At 65.2% G+C, this 18921-nt stretch carries 17 protein-coding genes; 11 read left to right on the forward strand and 6 right to left on the reverse strand.

All coding sequences use genetic code 11. From position 1 onward, the window contains the following. Window positions 1-11: 11 nt before the first annotated feature. On the forward strand, window positions 12-905 hold the full coding sequence (locus KT882_RS04185; protein WP_228894527.1) for a cell envelope integrity protein TolA: 894 nt from the start codon (window positions 12-14) through the stop codon (window positions 903-905). Window positions 906-937: 32 nt separating this feature from the next. Here KT882_RS04185 and hemB read toward each other — a convergent pair whose 3' ends face one another. After that, entirely contained in the window at window positions 938-1939 is a 1002-nt protein-coding gene (hemB, locus tag KT882_RS04190; RefSeq protein WP_161071417.1) for a porphobilinogen synthase, read from the reverse strand. Between the two features lie 23 nt (window positions 1940-1962). Beyond that, the gene (gene yihA / locus KT882_RS04195; protein ID WP_161071416.1) at window positions 1963-2697 is read right to left on the reverse strand and encodes a ribosome biogenesis GTP-binding protein YihA/YsxC; all 735 of its coding nucleotides are present in this window, start codon (window positions 2695-2697) and stop codon (window positions 1963-1965) included. Window positions 2698-2850: 153 nt separating this feature from the next. Between yihA and KT882_RS04200 the strand changes: the two genes are divergently transcribed. The 5 genes from KT882_RS04200 (at window position 2851) to KT882_RS04220 (ending at window position 8984) form a co-directional block, all read left to right on the forward strand. Next, window positions 2851-3513, forward strand: coding sequence for a c-type cytochrome (locus KT882_RS04200; RefSeq protein ID WP_161071415.1), 663 nt, complete (start codon window positions 2851-2853; stop codon window positions 3511-3513). Between the two features lie 125 nt (window positions 3514-3638). Further along, a complete protein-coding gene (locus tag KT882_RS04205; protein WP_161071414.1) occupies window positions 3639-5804 on the forward strand; it encodes a cytochrome c biogenesis protein ResB in 2166 nt (721 codons plus the stop codon). Window positions 5805-5837: 33 nt separating this feature from the next. Beyond that, window positions 5838-7163, forward strand: coding sequence for a c-type cytochrome biogenesis protein CcsB (gene ccsB, locus KT882_RS04210; protein WP_161071413.1), 1326 nt, complete (start codon window positions 5838-5840; stop codon window positions 7161-7163). A gap of 206 nt (window positions 7164-7369) precedes the next feature. Beyond that, complete coding sequence (gene msrP, locus KT882_RS04215) at window positions 7370-8347, forward strand: protein-methionine-sulfoxide reductase catalytic subunit MsrP (RefSeq protein WP_161071412.1); 978 nt, start codon at window positions 7370-7372, stop codon at window positions 8345-8347. A gap of 1 nt (window position 8348) precedes the next feature. Next, window positions 8349-8984, forward strand: coding sequence for a protein-methionine-sulfoxide reductase heme-binding subunit MsrQ (locus KT882_RS04220; protein WP_161071411.1), 636 nt, complete (start codon window positions 8349-8351; stop codon window positions 8982-8984). A 117-nt stretch (window positions 8985-9101) separates the two neighbouring features. On the opposite strand, the gene lysA is transcribed toward KT882_RS04220, so the two are convergent. Both lysA and lptM read right to left on the reverse strand, forming a co-directional pair. Then, window positions 9102-10379: a diaminopimelate decarboxylase gene (lysA, locus tag KT882_RS04225; protein WP_228894529.1), complete on the reverse strand. Its 1278-nt coding sequence runs from the start codon at window positions 10377-10379 to the stop codon at window positions 9102-9104. 8 nt (window positions 10380-10387) lie between these two features. After that, window positions 10388-10582: an LPS translocon maturation chaperone LptM gene (lptM, locus tag KT882_RS04230; protein WP_228894532.1), complete on the reverse strand. Its 195-nt coding sequence runs from the start codon at window positions 10580-10582 to the stop codon at window positions 10388-10390. A 40-nt stretch (window positions 10583-10622) separates the two neighbouring features. Here lptM and cyaY point away from each other — a divergent pair, with 40 nt between their 5' ends. Continuing rightward, window positions 10623-10958: an iron donor protein CyaY gene (gene cyaY / locus KT882_RS04235; RefSeq protein WP_161071408.1), complete on the forward strand. Its 336-nt coding sequence runs from the start codon at window positions 10623-10625 to the stop codon at window positions 10956-10958. Here the strand turns inward: cyaY and KT882_RS04240 are convergent. Then, window positions 10945-13284, reverse strand: a complete 2340-nt coding sequence (locus KT882_RS04240; protein ID WP_228894539.1) for a S41 family peptidase — start codon at window positions 13282-13284, stop codon at window positions 10945-10947. The genes cyaY and KT882_RS04240 overlap by 14 nt on opposite strands. Window positions 13285-13322: 38 nt before the next feature. Continuing rightward, window positions 13323-15647 (reverse strand): penicillin-binding protein 1A, encoded by a 2325-nt coding sequence (locus KT882_RS04245; RefSeq protein WP_161071406.1) that lies wholly within the window; start codon window positions 15645-15647, stop codon window positions 13323-13325. A gap of 312 nt (window positions 15648-15959) precedes the next feature. On the opposite strand from KT882_RS04245, the gene KT882_RS04250 reads away from it, so the two are divergent. From KT882_RS04250 to KT882_RS04265, 4 genes are read left to right on the forward strand one after another with little or no spacing between them, the layout of a single operon-like run. Then, window positions 15960-17039, forward strand: coding sequence for a pilus assembly protein PilM (locus KT882_RS04250; protein WP_161071405.1), 1080 nt, complete (start codon window positions 15960-15962; stop codon window positions 17037-17039). Then, window positions 17039-17668, forward strand: a complete 630-nt coding sequence (locus KT882_RS04255) for a PilN domain-containing protein (protein ID WP_161071404.1) — start codon at window positions 17039-17041, stop codon at window positions 17666-17668. Before KT882_RS04250 ends, KT882_RS04255 begins: the two co-directional genes overlap by 1 nt. A 9-nt stretch (window positions 17669-17677) precedes the next feature. Beyond that, window positions 17678-18340, forward strand: a complete 663-nt coding sequence (locus KT882_RS04260; RefSeq protein ID WP_228894541.1) for a type IV pilus inner membrane component PilO — start codon at window positions 17678-17680, stop codon at window positions 18338-18340. Then, the gene (locus KT882_RS04265) at window positions 18337-18894 is read left to right on the forward strand and encodes a pilus assembly protein PilP (RefSeq protein ID WP_228894543.1); all 558 of its coding nucleotides are present in this window, start codon (window positions 18337-18339) and stop codon (window positions 18892-18894) included. The genes KT882_RS04260 and KT882_RS04265 overlap by 4 nt, the downstream gene beginning before the upstream one ends. The last annotated feature ends 27 nt before the right edge of the window (window positions 18895-18921 follow it).

The raw sequence follows: 18921 nt of genomic DNA on the forward strand, positions 1-18921 counted from the left end.
GTCCGTTTATCTTGTTCCAGTTTAGCCACACCCACGGGGCCGACCATAGCCACGAATATTGCGAAGCATGCGGCCAGCGCCTGCCCCGTCCCGACGGCTACGGCTTTGGCGGGCCGCGCAAGCACAACCGCGTCGGCGTCGGCATCTCGATCGCGCTGCACCTGCTGATCGTGCTGTACTACCTGTTCCAGCCCAAGGACAAGATCACCATCAAGCCGCCCGCCAAGGAGGGGCAGATGGTGTGGGTGGCGCCGCTGAAGGACAAGCCGGCGCCGAAAGCCAAGCCCGAACCCAAGAAACCGGAAGTTGCGAAAGCGCAGCCGCAGCCGCGCCGCGAGAGCAAGGCCGTGGCCAAGAACGCGCCGCCCAAGCTGGAGACCTATGTGCCGCCGGTGCAGGCCACGATGAAGCCGCCGCCGACCCCGGCGGTGGAAGAGGACATGATGGCGCGCGTGGAAGCGGCCCGCAAGCGCCGCGCCGACGCCAATCCGCAGCCGGCGGCCGAGCCGCAGGAAAGCGATGCCGACCGCGCCAACCGCATCGCGCGCGCCAACATCATGGGCGCCATGGGCCGCAACGCGGCCGGCGAGCGGGAAGACACGGGCGGCATCTTCTCCATCGTCAACAAGTCGGGCCTGAGCGCGGACATCAAATTCCGCGGCTGGAACACGAACTTCAAGCGCCAGTGGTCGCAGCAGGTGCACGTGGAGCTGGGCACGGACATCGACATCGAGACGGCCATCGTGCGCCGCATGATAGATCTGATCCGCAAAGAGAAGCCGGGCGAGTTCCAGTGGGAATCGCACCGCCTGGGCAAGGTCATCACGATGAACGCCGGCAAGCAGTACCAGGGCGAACTGGAAGCCTTCCTGCTCAAGGAATTCTTCCCCAACTACCGCAGATAAAAAACGGGGCGCCTGAAGCGCCCCGTTTTGGTTTATGCCTTGAGCTTGCGCGCGATGTCGAGCGCGAAGTAGGTCAGCACGCCGTCGGCGCCGGCGCGCTTGAAGGCGAGCATGGATTCCATCATCACCTTGTCATGGTCCAGCCAGCCGTTTTGCGCGGCCGCCTTGATCATCGCGTATTCGCCGCTGACCTGGTAGGCGAAGGTCGGCACCTTGAACTCGTCCTTCACGCGCCGCACGATGTCCAGATAGGGCATGCCGGGCTTGACCATCACCATGTCGGCGCCTTCCTGCAGGTCCAGCGCCACTTCGCGCAGGGCTTCGTCGCTGTTGGCCGGGTCCATCTGGTAGGTGTTCTTGTCGCTCTTGCCCAGGTTCTTGGCCGAGCCCACCGCGTCGCGGAAGGGGCCGTAGAAGGCCGAGGCGTATTTGGCCGAGTAGGCCATGATGCGGGTGTGGATGTGGCCCTTGGCCTCCAGCCCGGCGCGGATGGCGCCGATGCGGCCGTCCATCATGTCCGACGGCGCCACGACGTCCACGCCGGCGTCCGCCTGGCACAGGGCCTGGCGCACCAGCATGTCGGTGGTGATGTCGTTCAGCACATAGCCGTGCTCGTCGATCAGGCCGTCCTGGCCGTGGCTGGTGTACGGGTCCAGCGCCACGTCGGTCAAAATGCCCAGCTGGGGGAAGGCTTGCTTGAGCGCGCGCACGGCGCGCGGCACCAGGCCGTCCGGGTTGGTCGCTTCAATGCCGTCCGGCGTTTTCAGCGCGGAATCGATCACCGGGAACAGCGCCAGCACGGGGATGCCCAGCGCCACGCATTCTTCCGCCACCTTCAGCAGCAGGTCCACCGACACGCGCTCCACGCCCGGCATCGACAGCACCGGCTCGCGCTGGTTCGCGCCTTCGAGGATGAAGACCGGGTAGATCAGGTCGGAGGCGGTGATGACGTTTTCGCGCATCAGGGCGCGCGAGAACGGGTCGCGGCGCATGCGGCGCATGCGGATGGCGGGGAAGGGCGTGTTGTGGGCCATGTCTGGTGTTGTCCTTTGCGTAATTAGTCTTCCGATGCGTCGTCCGATTCCTCGTCCGGCGTATCGATGCGTTCAGCTTGCGCGGCGGCGTCGTCCTCGGCCAGGCCGGCCAGTTCGACAATCTTGGCCGTGGCTTCTTCCAGGCCCACGCGCTTGAGCGCCGAGAACAGCTGCACGGTGAAGGGGAAGCCTTCGCCGTCCTCGTCCACGTAGCTGTCCAGCTTGGCTTGCGCCTGGCGCAGCACGGTGGTCGCCTCGCTGCGGGTGAGCTTGTCCACCTTGGTCAGGATGCAGTGGATGGGCTTGCCGGTGGGGGCGAACCATTCCAGCATCTGGATGTCCAGGTCGGTGAACGGGCGGCGCGAGTCCATGATCAGCACCAGCGCGGCGAGCTGCTCGCGCTGCTGCACGTAGTCGCCCAGCAGGCGCTGCCAGTACAGCTTGGTGTTGCCGGACACTTCGGCGTAGCCGTAGCCGGGCAAGTCCACCAGCATGGCCTGGATCTCGTCGACCTTGGTCGGGTCCTTGCGGTGCATCGCCACGTGGGCGCCGCCGATCGAGAAGAAGTTGATGTGCTGGGTGCGGCCCGGTGTCTTGGACGCGAATGCCAGCCCCTTCTGATTGCACAGGATATTGATGGAGGTCGACTTGCCGGCGTTGGAGCGGCCGGCGAAGGCGATTTCGGGCACCGTGGTATTTGGCAGTTCGCGCAAATGGTTCACGGTGGTAAAGAAGCGGGCTTGCCAGAGTTTGGACATGGGGAAGGGGTGGGCAGAAATGCAACAAAGAAAGCTAAAAGCGCGAAAAGCTATTGTACAATAAGGGGTTACGAATTGTTGCTATGCATAAAAGCAAGTAAAAATAATGCATCGCAGTCCCACCATTTTTTTCACTAGTCTCAGGGTGTTTGAATGAATCGTGCGTTTTCACCGTTGGTAAAGTCCTTGCTCCTCGCAGTGTTGGCCGTTTCGGGTGTGGCGTCGGCTGCCGAACATGCTGCTGCTCCTGCCAAAGCCGATCCCGCCAAAGGCGCCACCCTGTATGCCGACGGCGACAACGCCCGCGGCCTGCCGGCTTGCGTGTCCTGCCACGGCGCGTCGGGTAATTCCACCATTGCCGCCAACCCCAAGCTGGCCGGCCAGCCGGAAGCCTACCTGTACAAGCAACTGGTGAATTTCGCCTCGCCGTCGCGCAGCAACCCGGTGATGAGCACCTACGCCAAGATGCTGACCGAGGACGAAAAGAAAAACCTGTCGGCGTATCTGAGCACCCAGGCGCCTAAAGCGGGCGCTGCGAAGAATAAGGACACCATCGAGCTGGGCAAGAAGATCTACCGCGGCGGCATCGCCGAGAAGAACGTGCCTGCCTGCGCCAGCTGCCACGGCCCTGCCGGCGCCGGCATTCCAGCGCTGTACCCGCGCCTGGGCGGCCAGCACCAGGACTACACGGTAGCCCAGCTGACCACCTTCCGCACCGACGCGCGCAAGAACAGCGCCGAGATGAGCACCATCGCCAAGCGCCTGTCGGACGACGAAATGAAAGCCGTGGCCGATTATGTGGCCGGCCTGAAGTAATCTGTGTATTTCCGCGCCGATATGGCGCGTATCAGCTAATGCATATCAAAAAGAGGGCGGCCGCGTGAGCGGGCTGCCCTTTTTGTTGGTATTCTGCTGCCAGTCCATTGAGAGATAGTGTCCGTATGAGCACCACCAGTACCGCCGGTATCAAATTGAAAACAAGCCGGCCAGCGTTCGACGCAAGCGTCGAGCTGCTGTCGTCGATGCGTTTTGCCATCAGCCTGCTCACCATGATCGCCATCGCCTCGGTGATCGGCACCATCATGAAGCAGAACGAGCCGATGTCGAACTATGTGAACCAGTTCGGGCCGTTCTGGTTCGAGGTGTTCAGCAAGGCCGGCCTGTACGCCGTGTATTCGGCCTGGTGGTTCCTGGGCATTATGGGCTTCCTGGTGGTCTCCACCACCCTGTGCATCGTGCGCAACACGCCCAAGATGATGAAGGACATGCGCAGCTGGCGCGAGAACGTGCGCGAGCAGTCGCTGCTCAATTTCCACCACAAGAACGACTGGAACTCGCCGCTGCCGCGCGCCGCGCTGGCGCAGCAGATGGCGCAGCGCCTGGGCCACGCCGGCTACAAGGCCAAGATCGTCGAGAAGGAACACGCCACCCTGGTGACCGCCAAGCGCGGCGCCGGCGCCAAGTTCGGCTACATCTTCGCGCACACCGCCATCGTGGTGATCTGCATCGGCGGCCTGCTCGATTCGGACATGCCGATCCGCTTCCAGGAATGGTTCATGGGCAAGACCCCGTTCGCGGGCAGCGGCGTGATCGCCGACATTCCGGCCCAGCACCGCCTCGGCCTGGGCAACCCCACCTACCGCGCCAACACCGCCATTCCCGAAGGCCAGACCAGCAACACCGCCATCATCCCGCGCGCGGACGGCGTGCTGATCCAGGACCTGCCCTTCACCATCAAGCTCAACAAGTTCAATATCGACTTCTACAGCACCGGCATGCCCAAGCTGTTCGCCAGCGAAGTGGAAGTGCGCGACCATGAAACCGGCAAGATATTCAAGTCCGTGATCGAAGTGAACAAGCCGCTGATCTACAAGGGCCTGGCGGTCTACCAGTCCAGCTTCGAGGACGGCGGCAGCAAGCTCAAGCTCAAGGGCTACCCCATGGCGGGCGCAGGCAAGGACAGCTTCGACGTCGAGGGCGAGGTCAATTCCGCCACGCCGCTGGGCAAGGAATACAGCATAGAGTGGACCGGCTTCCGTCCCTTCAACGTGGAAAACATGGCGAGCCAGGACGCGCGCGGCGTGGCCAAGGGCGAAAAGCTGGAAGAGGGCTTTGCGCGCGGACTGCGCAGTTTGGATCGGCAGCTCGGTTCGGCGGCCAAGAACGCCAACAACAAGGATTTGAAGAACGTCGGCCCCAGCGTGCAGTACAAGCTGCGCGACCAGACCGGCCAGGCGCGCGAGTTCCAGAACTATATGCAGCCGGTGACGGTGGACGGCGCCACGGTGTTCCTGGCCGGCGTGCGCGCCAATCCGGGCGACCCGTTCAGCTATCTGCGCATTCCGGCCGACGACGAGCACACCGTCAAGGAGTGGATGCGCCTGCGCGCCGCGCTGCAGGACCCGGCCCTGCGCGCCGTCGCGGCCGAGCGCTATGCGCGCCGCGCCATGCCGGCCGGCGGCAGCGTTGCCAATTCGGCTGCCAGCCCGGCCGCCAGCGCCGGCGGCGCCGCGCTGCGCGGCCAGCTGGAGCAGTCGTCCGCGCGCAGCCTGAACATGTTTGCCGGCGCCGAAGCCGGGGACGCCAAGGACGGCAGCACGGCAGCAGGCTTCGTGGCCATCTCGCGCTTCCTGGAAAAAGTGCCGCCGGCCGAGCAGGAAAAGGCGGCCGACATCTTCATGAAGATCCTGAACGGCAGCATGTGGGAACTGTGGCAGGCCGCGCGCGAGAAGGACGGCCTGGCGCCGGTGGAGGGCAACGAGCTGCACGGCCGCTTCCTGCAGCTGGCCACCAACGCGCTGTCCGACGCCTCCTTCTACGGCGCCCCGGTCTACCTGCAGCTGGACGAATTCAACGAAGTCAAGGCATCGGTATTCCAGGTGACCAAGTCGCCGGGCAAGAACGTGGTCTATCTGGGCTGCCTGTTCCTGGTGCTGGGTGTGTTCTCCATGTTCTACATCCGCGAGCGCCGCCTGTGGGTATGGATCAAGGATGGCGGGGAGGGCGCGGGCGCCCATGCGCTGATGGCCATGAGCACGCAGCGCAAGACCCTCGATTTCGACAAGGAATTTGCAGACTTGAAGGAAAAACTGCCGCAATCGGCGTAAGCTGCATGGCATAAAGCAGTACTGGAGACCATTATGGAAATGACACAAACCCAAACCTACAGCCAGACGCCGGGCTACTTCAAGCGCCTGGGCATCTTCGACTGGCTGTTCGCGCTGGTGCTGGCCGGCGGCGCGCTGTTCGCGCTGAACCGCTACGGCGCCTATATGGACATCTACGAAAAAGTGATATTGCTGGCGGCCGCGCCCGCCTTCGCTGCGCTGGGCTGGCACTGGAAGCCGGTGCGCTGGTTCATGCCGCTGGCCTTCGCGCTGGCGCTGCTGGCCGTGGCCATGTACGACCACAGCCTGGACGCCGCCAACACCAGATTCTGGCTGAAATACATGCTGTCGAGCCAGTCCGCCATCTTGTGGATGAGCACCTTCTTCTTCCTGTCCACGCTGTTCTACTGGATAGGCCTGGCGGGGCGTTCCTCGATGGGCTTCGTGGTCGGCTCCAAGCTGTGCTGGGCCGCGCTGGTGATCGGCCTGACCGGCATGCTGGTGCGCTGGTACGAGTCCTACCTGATCGGCGCGGACGTGGGCCACATTCCCATTTCCAACCTGTACGAAGTGTTCATCCTGTTCTCGCTGATCACGGCCATGTTCTACCTGTACTACGAAGCCCACTACAAGACGCGCCAGCTGGGCGCCTTCGTGCTGCTGGTGATTTCGGCGGCGGTCGGCTTCCTGCTGTGGTACACCGTCTCGCGCGACGCGGCCGACATCCAGCCCCTGGTGCCGGCGCTGCAAAGCTGGTGGATGAAAATCCACGTGCCCGCCAACTTCATCGGCTACGGCACCTTCGCGCTGGCGTCCATGGTGGGCTGGGCCTACCTGCTCAAGCATGAAAAAATCCGCGTCCTGTGGCAGGCGCTGGTGATTGCGCCGCTGGTGCTGCTGGCGCTGGCATGGTTGATCGCCTTCGTGTCCGGCGCGGGCGACATCGTCATCAAGGGCATGGTCAACGCCAGCCGCTTCACCGCCGTGCTGGTGGTGCTGTTCGCCGTCACCAACCTGATGCGCGACCGCCTGGCAGCGCGCCTGCCGGACGCGGAAACGCTGGAGGACCTGATGTACAAGGCCATCTCGGCCGGCTTCGCCTTCTTCACCATCGCCACCATCCTGGGCGCGCTGTGGGCGGCCGAAGCCTGGGGCGGCTACTGGTCGTGGGACCCGAAAGAGACCTGGGCGCTGATCGTCTGGCTCAACTACGCGGCCTGGCTGCACATGCGGCTGATGTCCGGCCTGCGCGGCAAAGTGGCGGCCTGGTGGGCGCTGGTGGGCTTGCTGGTGACCACCTTCGCCTTCCTGGGCGTGAATATGTTCCTGTCCGGCCTGCATTCCTACGGCAAGCTGTAAGCCGCCGCAGCCCCTCCGCAAGCCCCCGGCCGCGCCTGCGTCCGGGGGCTTTTGTATTCCTGTGTATCCGCCGCGCAGGGCGAAACAGAGCACTACAAATCCCCGCTTCCCCCTTGGGGCCAGCTTCATTAATATCGGGATTAGTGTAAGGTTGTCTCTGTCCCGCCCGACAGAGCTGTCAGAAGCCCATTTACCACGGAGTTGCCATGTTGATCAAACGTAGCCCGAACGGCATAGAGTTGCCGTTTTCGTCAGAAATCACGCCGCGCGAGGTATTCGAGTCGCGCCGCAGTTTCATCAAGCAGCTGGCGGTGGGCTCCATCGCCGGCGGCGCGCTGCTGGAAATGGCCTCGCGGGAAGCGTTCGCCCAGGGCACGCCCGGCAAGCTGGGCGCCAAGCTGAACCCGTCCTACTCCGCGCTCGACAAGCAGACCGCGTTCAAGGACGCCAGCACCTACAACAACTTCTACGAATTCGGCACCGGCAAGGACGACCCGGCGCACAACGCCCACACGCTGAAGCCGCGCCCTTGGACGGTGAGCATCGAAGGCGAGATCAAAAAGCCGCTGACGCTGGACCTGGACCAGCTGCTCAAGCTGGCGCCGCTGGAGGAGCGCGTCTACCGCCTGCGCTGCGTGGAGGGCTGGTCCATGGTGATCCCGTGGGTGGGCTACTCGCTGTCCGAGCTGATCAAGAAGGTGGAGCCGACCGGCAACGCCAAATACGTGGAATTCATTTCGCTGGCCGACAAGGCGCAGATGCCGGGCGTGGGCAGCCGCGTGCTGACCTGGCCCTACCGCGAAGGCCTGCGCATGGACGAGGCCATGCACCCGCTGGCGCTGCTCACCCTGGGCATGTACGGCGACGTGCTGCCCAACCAGAACGGCGCGCCGGTGCGCATCGTCACGCCGTGGAAATACGGCTTCAAGTCGGCCAAGTCCATCGTCAAGATCCGCTTCGTCAAGGAGCAGCCGCGCACCGCGTGGAACGAGGCCGCGCCGTCCGAATACGGCTTCTACTCCAACGTGAATCCGGACGTGGACCACCCGCGCTGGTCGCAGGCGTCCGAGCGCCGCATCGGCGAAGACGGTTTCCTGGTGCGCAAGCGCAAGACGCTGATGTTCAACGGCTACAACGACGTGGCGCCGCTGTACGCCGGCATGGACCTGAAGAAGTTCTTCTGACATGGCCTTCAATCCCACCGCGAAGCAGGTGACCGCGCTGAAGGCCGTGGCCTTCGTGCTGTCGCTGCTGCCGTTTTTCAAGCTGGTCTGGCTCACGGCCAGCGGGCAGCTGGTCGAGCCGCTGCAATACATCACCCGCGCCACCGGCGACTGGACTTTGTACTTCCTGTGCATCACGCTGGCGGTCACGCCGCTGCGGCGGCTGAGCAAGTGGAACTGGCTGCTCAAGCTGCGCCGCATGGTGGGGCTGTACGCCTTCTTCTACGGCCTGCTGCACTTCACCACCTTCCTGTGGTTCGACCATTTCTTCGACGTGCAGGAAATGTTGAAGGACGTGCTGAAGCGGCCCTTCATCACGGTGGGCTTCATCGCCTTCGTGCTGCTGATACCGCTGGCCGTCACCAGCACCAACGGCATGGTGCGCCGCCTGGGCGGCAAGCGCTGGCAATGGCTGCACCGGCTGGTGTACGTGATCGCCCCGCTGGGCATCCTGCACTACTGGTGGATGAAAGCGGCCAAGCACGACTTCTCGCAGCCCATACTGTTCGGCCTGATCGTGCTGGCGCTGCTGGCCGTGCGCGTGTACTGGGCGCGCAGCAAGGCCGCCGCCAATACGCGGGCAGTGGGATCGGTTTAGTCTGTGGCGGCGCTTGGCGGGTTACGCACTGCGTGCTAACCCGCCCTACGAGGGTAGGGGCGGTGGCGATGCGTAGGGCGGGTTAGGCGCATGGCGCCGTAACCCGCCGCAGCGGCATTACTTGATCAGCGATTCCAGCGCGAACAGGTCGGCCGGGTTTTCACGCTGGCGGACCAGGTGGACCTGGGCGCCGTCCACGATCAGCTCAGCGGCGCGGCCGCGCGTGTTGTAGTTGGACGCCATCGTCATGCCGTAGGCGCCGGCCGTCTTCATCACCAGCAGGTCGCCCGGGGCGATCGCCAGCGCGCGGTCGCGCGCCAGCCAGTCGCCCGATTCGCAGATCGGCCCCACCACGTCGAACGTGCCCACCGGCGCGTCGCCCTGCACCACCGGCTGCATGTCCATCCAGGCCTGGTACAGCGCCGGACGCGCCATGTCGTTCATGGCCGCGTCGACGATGCAGAAGTTCTTCTCTTCGCCGTGCTTGATGAATTCCACCTTGGTCAGCAGCACGCCGGTGTTGCCCACGATGGAGCGGCCCGGCTCGAAAATCACCTTGATGCCCTTGCCGCCATGGCTGGCTGCGCGCCAGGCGTCGATGCGCTTGAACACGCGGCCCAGGTAGTCGCCCACCGGCACCGGCGCGCCGTCTTCCTCGTCGCCGTAGTCGATGCCGATGCCGCCGCCCAGGTCCAGGTGGTGCAGGTGGATGCCTTCCGCGCCCAGCGCGTCGATCAGTTCAATCAGCTTGTCCAGCGCTTCCAGCAGCGGCGCGTCGTCCAGCAGCTGCGAGCCGATGTGGCAGTCGATGCCGGCCACGTCCAGGTGCGGCAGCTGGGCTGCGGCGCGGTAGGTGGCCAGCGCGTCGGTGAAGGCCACGCCGAATTTGTTGGCCTTCAGGCCGGTGGCGATGTAGGGGTGGGTCTTGGCGTCCACGTTGGGGTTCACGCGCAGCGACACGCGCGCCTTCTTGCCCATGCTGCCGGCCACGTCGTTCAGGCGGTGCAGCTCCGGGATCGATTCCACGTTGAAGCACAGGATGTCGTGTTCCAGCGCCAGGCGCATTTCCTCCATGCTCTTGCCCACGCCCGAGAAGATCACCTTCTGCGGGTCGCCGCCGGCCGCGATCACGCGCAGCAGCTCGCCGCCGGACACGATGTCGAAGCCCGCGCCCTGGCGCGCCAGCAGGTCCAGGATGGCCAGGTTGGAATTGGCTTTCATGGCGTAGCACACCAGCGCGTCGCGGCCCTGGCAGGCATCAGCGTATGATGCAAAGTTATCGAGCAGCTGCGCTTTGGAATACACGTAAGCAGGCGTGCCGTACTGTTCGGCGATGGCGCTCAGCGAAACGCCCTCGGCGTGCAGCACGCCGTTCTGGTAAGAAAATTGCGACATGGAGTAGTTTATTGTTGGGATGCGGGGGGAGTCGAAGGCACGGGGGCGGACGGCGGCGCCACGCCGGGCTTGCCCTGGGTATTGGCAGAGGCGGGTTTGGCGGGCTGTTTGGGTAGGTACAGCGGGCCGGTCTGGCCGCAGCCGCCCAGCAGGGCGGCGGTGCAGGCCAGCGCAGTGAATTGCAGCGCTAATGTGGACTTCACGATTAAAATCACAGTTTGACTAGAGAGCTTGGAGTGTAGCATGACCGAAACAGAATTTTTGACCCTGGCCGACGCCACCCTGAACACCATCGAAGCCGCGCTGGACCGCCTGAACGACCAGGACATGGTGGACGTGGAATGCAAGCGCAGCGGGAATGTGCTGGAAATCGAGTTCATCGACAACGGCTCCAAGGTCATCGTCAACAGCCAGGCGCCGATGCAGGAGCTGTGGGTGGCGGCCCGTTCCGGCGGCTTCCACTACAAGCGCATCGACGGCAAATGGATCAACACGCGCGACGGCTCCGAGCTGTTCGCCGCGCTGTCCGAGATCACCACGGCCCAGGGCGGCGCCCCGGTCGTCATCAGCGCAGCGTAGTTTTCAGCAGGCGCGCGGCGGCCGCGTCCAGCACGCTGTCGCCGCCGCCGCTGAGCTGGTCGCTCAGCCGGGCCGGCATCGCCACGTCGGGCTGCACGCCCTTGCCGTCGTACAGCTGTCCAGTGCTGGTGAAGGACGCCATCTGGCACAGCTGCATCTGCAGCCTGGAATGCGGCAAGGTGTAGTCGGCCATGCGGCCGCTGCCGCCGCCGCTGGCCATACCCATCAGCGTCACATTCGGATGGCCCTTGAGCGCGCCCAGGAAGGTGTCGGTGGCGCTGAAGGACGACTCGTCCAGCAGCACGAACACCGGCTTGCCGTAGACCCCGTGCGCGCCGTCCCCGGGCCGCACCGCCATCACATGCCAGTCGCTGAACTTGCCTGCCGGAGGCTGCCACGCGGGCTGCCAGCCGGCCAGGAAGGCGCGTACCTGCTGCGCCTCTTCCGCCGTCCACACCGGGCTGCCGGCCGGATACAGGCCGCGCCCTTCCATGCCCAGGAAGCCGCCCCGGTTGGGCGTGGGCAGGGCCAGCGGCATGCGGTAGGCCGCCACGTTGATGATCTTCATGGGATCGCCCGGCTTCATCAGCCAGGGCAGCAGGGTCTGGATGGCGTCCACGGTGCCGCCGCCGTTGCCGCGCACGTCGACAATCAGGCCGTGCGTGCCGCTGAATTTCTCCATCCAGCCGTCTATCTGCTTGACCATGGCCGGGCCGTGCTCCATGGAAGCCAGGCGCAGATAGCCCAGATTGTCGGCCCGCAGTGCGGATTCGCCGGCCGGCCACTGCGGCGGCGCGGGCGGATTGCTGCGCTCCAGGGCGACCGGCAGGCGCGCTTCGGCGCCGTCGGACGAGGCCAGCGTGAGCTCAAACGCGCCGCCCGGCTGCTGCAGCTGGCGCGCCACCATGCCCAGCCTGCGCAGCTGTTCCAGCGCCAGGACGCGGCGGTATTGCGGCGAAGCCTGTTCGACGACGGCCTCGGCGGCGGCCAGCCAGCGCGCCACCGGCAGGCCGTTGATGGCCGCAACGTAGGGATGGGCCGGGTCGAGCAGGGCGCTGCGGTCGTACTTGAGCGCGGCCACGCGTTCGCCGTCCATGACGAAGCGCACGGCGGCGCGCGGTTCGCTGATGCGCTGCACGCGGCTGTGCGGGTCGCCGAACACGGACAGCACGCGGCCCACGCGGTGCGCGAAGGTGTCCGCGTTGAGGTCGGTGGTGATGCTGGCGCGCAGCGCGTCCAGGGCGCCGCGGTAGTCGGCGCCACGCCGTTCCAGGTAGGAATAGCAGTTTTCCAGTATCAGTTCCAGGTCGTCCACGTCGGCCAGCAGGTCGGCGCGCCGCAGCATGGGGCCGCCGGTGCGCTCCGGCGTGTCGGCAATGAAGCGCCACTGCTCGGCGATGGCCGCCGGCAGCGGGCGCGGCGCCGGGCGGATGGGCAGGTCTTTGCGGGCCGCCACGCGGGCGCGTATCCACGCGTGCACCACGGCCATATCGTCCGGCGCGGCGGCGCGGGTGCGGTCCAGCAGTTGCCCGTAGCGCGGGTCGCGCGCGGAACCGCCGCCGGCGAGTAAGGCGGACGCGCCCGCCATGGCCAGCTGCGCATAGCCCGCGCGCGCCGGATCGAGCCGCAGCAGCAGGTTCAGCGCCTTGTCGGCATTGCCTTCGGCCAGCGCCGCGTAGGTGTCGGGGTAGAGGTCGGCGGGCGGCGTTTCGCCCGGCGCGTAGGCGCGCACTTCCAGGTCGAACACGATGTCGCTGCTGGTGGGGCCGGACTGGTGGATTTCCACCGCCAGCACATTGGCGCCCTTGCGGATGGGCAGGGCGGCGGCTGGCGCCAGGTGGCGCCGGTATTCGATTTCGCCGTAGCCGTCGATGGCCTTGAGCGCCGTGGTGCGCGCGCCGACGGGGCCGGGCGGCATATTGCTGCGCTGGATTTCCACGCCGTTCCAGTACACCACGGCGCCGTCGTCGCGCCGCAGGTCCAGCGTCAGCAGGGCCACTTGCGCCGGGTCGGCCACGTTGACCGTGCGGCGGAAGTAGGTGGTGATCGGTTTGGCTTCGGGCGCGGCGCCGAAGGAGACCGTGGTGTTGGCGCTGTCCGTTCGCCCGTAGCCCAGCGGGGCGGCGCCGGTTTTCCAGCCTGCGGCGGCCATGTCCGCCGACGCGCTGTTCCAGTCCGGCGCGGCGGGTTTGCCCGCGTCCAGGTATTGCCAGGCGCTGGCGGCGCCCGCTGCGGCGAGCAGCTCCGCGGCCCCTGCGTGTTGAACGGCCTGCAGCCCGGACAGGGCCAGCAGGGTGGAGGACAACAAGCGGGGCAACTGCTTCATGCGGTGGCGGTCTCCAGTCCGATGTGTTGGAACGATGGTCAGAACAATTCGTTTTTCACTGCGTCCTTGGCTTTTTCCTCGGCCGGGGTGGCGCGCGTGGCGCCTTCCAGGCTGGTCACGCCGGTGCCGGGCGGGTTCTCGGCGTAGTAGTACTCGCCGTCCACCACCATCATGCCTTCCGGTACGGCGCGCTCCTCGATGGGGATGTTCTTCAGCGCCTTGCCCATATAGCCTATCCAGATCGGCAGCGCCAGGCCGCCGCCGGTTTCGCGGTTGCCCAGGTTTTTAGGCTGGTCGTAGCCGATCCAGGCCACGCCCACCAGCTTGGCCTGGTAGCCCGCGAACCAGGCGTCGATGGAATCGTTGGTGGTGCCGGTCTTGCCCGCCAGGTCGGTGCGCTTGAGCGACATGGCCTTGGTGGCCGTGCCGAAACGCACCACGTCTTTCAGCATGCTGTCCATCAGGAAGGCGTTGCGCTCGTCGATGACGCGGTTGGCGTCCACGCCGGCGCGGTCCGGATTGGCCTGCGACAGCACCTTGCCGTTGGCGTCGGTCACCTTGGAGATCAGGTAGGGGGCGATCTTGTAGCCGCCGTTGGCGAACACCGCGTAGGCGCCGGCCATCTGCAGCGGCGTGACCGCGCCCGCGCCCAGCGCCAGGGTCAGGTAGGGCGGATTTTTCTCGGCGTCGAAGCCGAAGCGGGTGGTGTATTCCTGGCCGTACTTGGCGCCGATGCGGTGCAGGATGCGGATCGAGATCATGTTCTTGGACTTGGTCAGGCCGCGCCGCATGGTCATCGGGCCTTCGTACTTGCCGTCGTAGTTCTTCGGCTCCCAGGCCTGGCCGCCGGTCTGGCCGGCGTCGAAGGAGATGGGCGCGTCGTTGATGACGGTGGCCGGCGACAGGCCGCGCTCCAGCGAAGCCGAATAGATGAAGGGCTTGAAGGAGGAGCCCGGCTGGCGCCACGCCTGCGTCACGTGGTTGAACTTGTTGCGGTTGTAGTCGAAGCCGCCCACCATGGCCTTGATGGCGCCGTCTTCGGTGGAGGCCGCCACGAAGGCCGATTCGATTTCCGGCATCTGGGTGATTTCCCAGTCCTTTTCCTCGCGCATGACGCGGATCACGGCGCCGCGGCGGATGCGCTTGTTGGGCGCGGCCTTGTCCGACAGCCAGGACTTGCCCATCTCCAGGCCGGCGCCGGTGATGCTGATTTCCTCGCCGGTGGCGGTCACCGCCGTCACCTTCTGCGGCGTGGCCTGCAGCACCATGGCGGCCACGATGTCGTCGCTGTCCGGGTGGCCGGCCAGTTCGGACTCGATGGCGTCGTCCGCCTCTTCCTTGGTGGTGGGGATATTGATATACGCTTCCGGACCACGGTAGGCGTGGCGCTTCTCGTATTCCATCACGCCCCGGCGCAGCGCCAGGTAGGCCGCGTCCTGGTCGGCCTTGGTGATGGTGGTGAACACGTTCAGGCCGCGCGTGTAGGTGTCCTCCTTGAACTGCTCGTACACCAGCTGGCGCGCCATCTCGGCCACGTACTCGGCGTGCACGCCGAATTCGCTGCTGTCGGTCTTTACTTTCAGCGGCTCGGCCTTGGCGGCCTGGAACTGCGCGTCGGTGATATAGCCCAGCTGCTGCATGCGCACCAGGATGTATTGCTGGCGCGTGCGCGCGCGCTTGGGATTGACCACCGGGTTGTAGGCCGACGGCGCTTTCGGCAGGCCGGCCAGCATGGCGGCCTCGGCCACGCTAATGTCTTTCAGATTCTTGCCGAAATAGATTTGTGCGGCCGAGGAAAAGCCGTAGGCGCGCTGGCCCAGGTAGATCTGGTTCATATACACCTCGAGGATCTGGTCCTTGCTGAGGTTTTTCTCGATCTTCCAGGCCAGCAGGATCTCGTAGATCTTGCGCTTGAAGGTCTGTTCGCTGGACAGGAAGAAGTTGCGGGCCACCTGCTGCGTGATGGTGGACGCGCCCTGGCGCGCGCCGCCGGTGGCGTTGTGCACCGCCGCGCGCAGGATGCCGGCGTAGTCGATGCCGCCGTGGTCGTAGAAGCGGTCGTCCTCGATGGCCAGCACGGCCTTTTTCATCACGTCGGGGATGTCCTTGATATGGACCAGGTTGCGGCGCTCCTCGCCGAACTCGCCGATCAGCACATTGTCGGCCGAGAAGATGCGCAGCGGCATCTTGGGGCGGTAGTCGGTCAGGGAATCCAGTTCAGGCAGGTTGGGGTAGGCCATGGCCAGGCCGAACACCAGCAGCAGCACCGCGACCATGGCCAGGCCTACCACGGAGGCCAGCACGGTCAGCAGGAGTTTCTTGGAACGGGAAGGGGCGGCGGTACCGGGTTGGGCAGTGCTCATGCGCGTTGTCTTTCGCTGTCATTTTGTCCGGCCCATTATAAGCGAGCGCAGATGGCAGCGGCAGCTTACGGAAGCAGCAGGAACGGAGGAAACATTTACTCTGAGTAACTAAACAACTAAGTTGTTTTTGCGGTCACGCCAGAGGGAAAAAAGTGTGGCGTAGGCCGCACAACCGGGCAATTGTGCACAGTAGAAATACCTTTACACTGGATTCATCTTATTGCTACGATTTAATGTACTGTCTCACTTCCTTCTCCTAAACGCTGGTTTTCAAACGAGTTCCCTTATGCATTCAACCACAGGTGTTGCAATATGAACCTGGATCTCGGCAGCTTGTTCGGTGGCGGCAACCCGCCGCTGATCGGCGTGGACATCAGTACCTCCAGCGTGCGCCTGGTGGAATTGTCGCAGGCCGGCAAGGAAGGCTGGCGGCTGGAGCGCTACGCCGCCGAGCCGCTGCCGCGCGGCGCGGTGGTGGACGGCAATATCGAAAACATGGAGCAGGTGGTCGACACGCTGCGCCGCGTATGGAAAAAAAGCGGCACGCGCGCCAAGCTGGCGGCGTTGGGCATGCCGCCCGCATCCGTCATCACCAAGAAAATCGTGCTGCCCGCCGGCATGGCCGAAGACCAGCTCGAAGTGCAGGTGGAATCCGAAGCGTCCCAGTACATCCCCTTCGCGCTCGACGAAGTCAGCCTGGACTTCGACGTGATCGGCCCCGCGCCCAATTCGCCCGACGACATTGAAGTGATGCTGGCCGCCTCGCGCCGCGAGAAGGTGGAGGACCGCGTCGCCATCGCCGAAGCGTCCGGCCTGAAGGCCACCGTGATGGACGTGGAATCCTACGCCGCGCGCGCCGCGCTGGACCGCATCCTGATGCAGCTGCCCGAGGGCGGCGCGGGCCAGATCGTGGCGCTGTTCCAGATCGGCGCCCAGGTCACGCATATTTCGGTGCTGCTGGACGGCGCCACCATCTACGAGCGCGAGCAGCCCTTCGGCGGCAACTCGCTGACCCAGGAAATCGTGCGCAGCTACGGCATGGCCTTCGACGAGGCCGAGTCGCGCAAGAAGTCGGGCGAGCTGCCCGACAACTACACCGCCGACATCCTCACGCCTTTCCTGGAAAGCGCCGCGCTGGAAGTCACGCGCGCCATCCAGTTCTTTTACACGTCCACGCCCTACACCCGGGTCGACCAGCTGTTCCTGGCCGGCGGCTGCGCGCTGATCCCGGGCCTGCTCGACATCGTGGCCGCGCGCAGCAAGATCTCCAGCACCGTCATTTCGCCGTTCAAGGGCATGCAGCTGGGACCGGGCGTGCGCGAACAGGCCCTGCGCGCCGAGGCGCCCGCCTATCTGGTCGCCTGCGGCCTGGCCATGCGGAGGTTCGGCTGATGATCCATATTAATCTGCTGCCGCACCGCGAGGCCAAGCGCAAACAGAAGAAGTCGGCGTTCTACGCGCTGCTGGTGCTGGGCGCGCTGATCGGCGCGGCCGTGGTGCTGGCGGTGGGCGGCTACAACGCGCGCGCCATCTCCATCCAGGAACAGCGCAACAAGGTCATCAAGGACGCCATCGTGGTGCTGGACAAGAAGATCGCCGAGATCGCCACGCTGAAGCAGGAAATCGAGGCGCTGAAGGCGCGCCAGCAGGCGGTGGAGGATTTGCAGGGCGACCGCAACCAGCCGGTCTACCTGCTCGACGAGCTGGTCAAGCAGACCCCGTCCGGCGTGTACCTGAAATCGTTCAAGCAGGAAGGCCAGAAGGTCACGCTGCTGGGCTATGCGCAGTCGCAGGAGCGCGTCTCCGAGCTGCTGCGCAATGTGGCCGGGGTGTCGCCGTGGCTGGAGAAGCCGGACCTGATCGAAGTCAAATCCACCGGTCTGGGCCAGGGCAAGACGGCCAAGAAAGTAGTGGAGTTCAATATGATCGTCAGCATCAAGCGGCCGCGCGACAAGGACCAGCCGGCCGACGGCAAGCCCGGCGCCAAGCCGGGCGCGGCAATGGCTGCGGCCAGCAACTAGGGGCGGACCATGGCGATCGATCTGAAAGAAGCAAGCGCCGCGCTGGCGGACCAGTTCAGGGGACTGAGCGGACGCCATCCCGGCCAATGGCCGCTGGCGCCGCGCCTGATGTGCGCGGTGGGCATGGTGGCGGCGGTGGCCGCGCTGGGCTATTTCGCGTACTGGAGCAGCCAGTTCGAGACCCAGGACACGCTGGCGGCCGAGGAAAACCGGCTGCGCGGCGAGTACACCGCCAAGACCCAGCAGGCGGTCAACCTGGACGCGCTGCGGGCGCAGAAGCTGCAGGTCGACCAGTATGTGGAGCGCCTGCAGAAGCAGCTGCCGAGCAAGGCCGAGATGGCGGCGCTGCTGTCCGACATCAACCAGGCCGGCCTGGGACGCGGCCTGCAGTTCGAGCTGTTCAAGCCGGGCCAGGTGGTGGTGCGCGATTATTACGCCGAGCTGCCCATCGATATCAAGGTGACCGGCAGCTACCATGACGTGGGCGCCTTTGCCAGCGACATGGCCAATCTGCCGCGCATCGTTACGCTGAACAATATGGCGCTGTCGGCCGGCAAGGACGGCGGCCTGACGCTGGACGCGGTGGCCAAGACCTTCCGCTACCTGGATCCCGACGAAGTGGCGGCGCAGCGCAAGGCCGCCGCCGACAAGAAAAAGGCGGCGAAAAAATGAGCAAGCGCCTATCCCGGTTTTCCCGGTTCTCGTTCGTCCTGGCCGGCCTGCTGGCGCTGGCCGGCTGCGGCGACAGCGACGTGCAGGAAGTGCGGCAGTGGATGAAGCAGGTCGACAATTCGGCCCAGGTGGCTGTCAAGCCCATCGCCGCGCCGAAAAACTTCATCCCCTTCGCCTACGTGGCGCAGGACCAGATCGATCCCTTCAGCGCCAACAAGCTGCTGGCCGAGCTGGCGCGGCTGGACCGCAAGCCCGGCGGCGGCCTCAAGCCGGACCTGGAGCGCCGCAAGGAGTTCCTCGAAAGCTTTCCGCTCGACATCGTGAAGATGGTGGGCACCATGGAAAAAGCCAAGGTGATGTACGCCTTGCTGCAAGTGGACAAGGCGGTGTACCAGGTACGCCCCGGCCAGCACGTGGGCCAGAATTTCGGTCTGATCACCAGCATCAGCGACGACGCCGTGAGCGTCAAGGAAATCGTCCAGGACGCCACCGGCGACTGGGTTGAACGCGTGTCCAAGCTGGAACTGCAGGAAAGCAAGGAGAACCAAAAATGAACCGCCTGAATACCGCCGCTTTCCGAC

Origin of the sequence: Pseudoduganella aquatica (assembly GCF_020865585.1) — a bacterium.
GTDB lineage: Bacteria > Pseudomonadota > Gammaproteobacteria > Burkholderiales > Burkholderiaceae_D > Rugamonas > Rugamonas aquatica_A.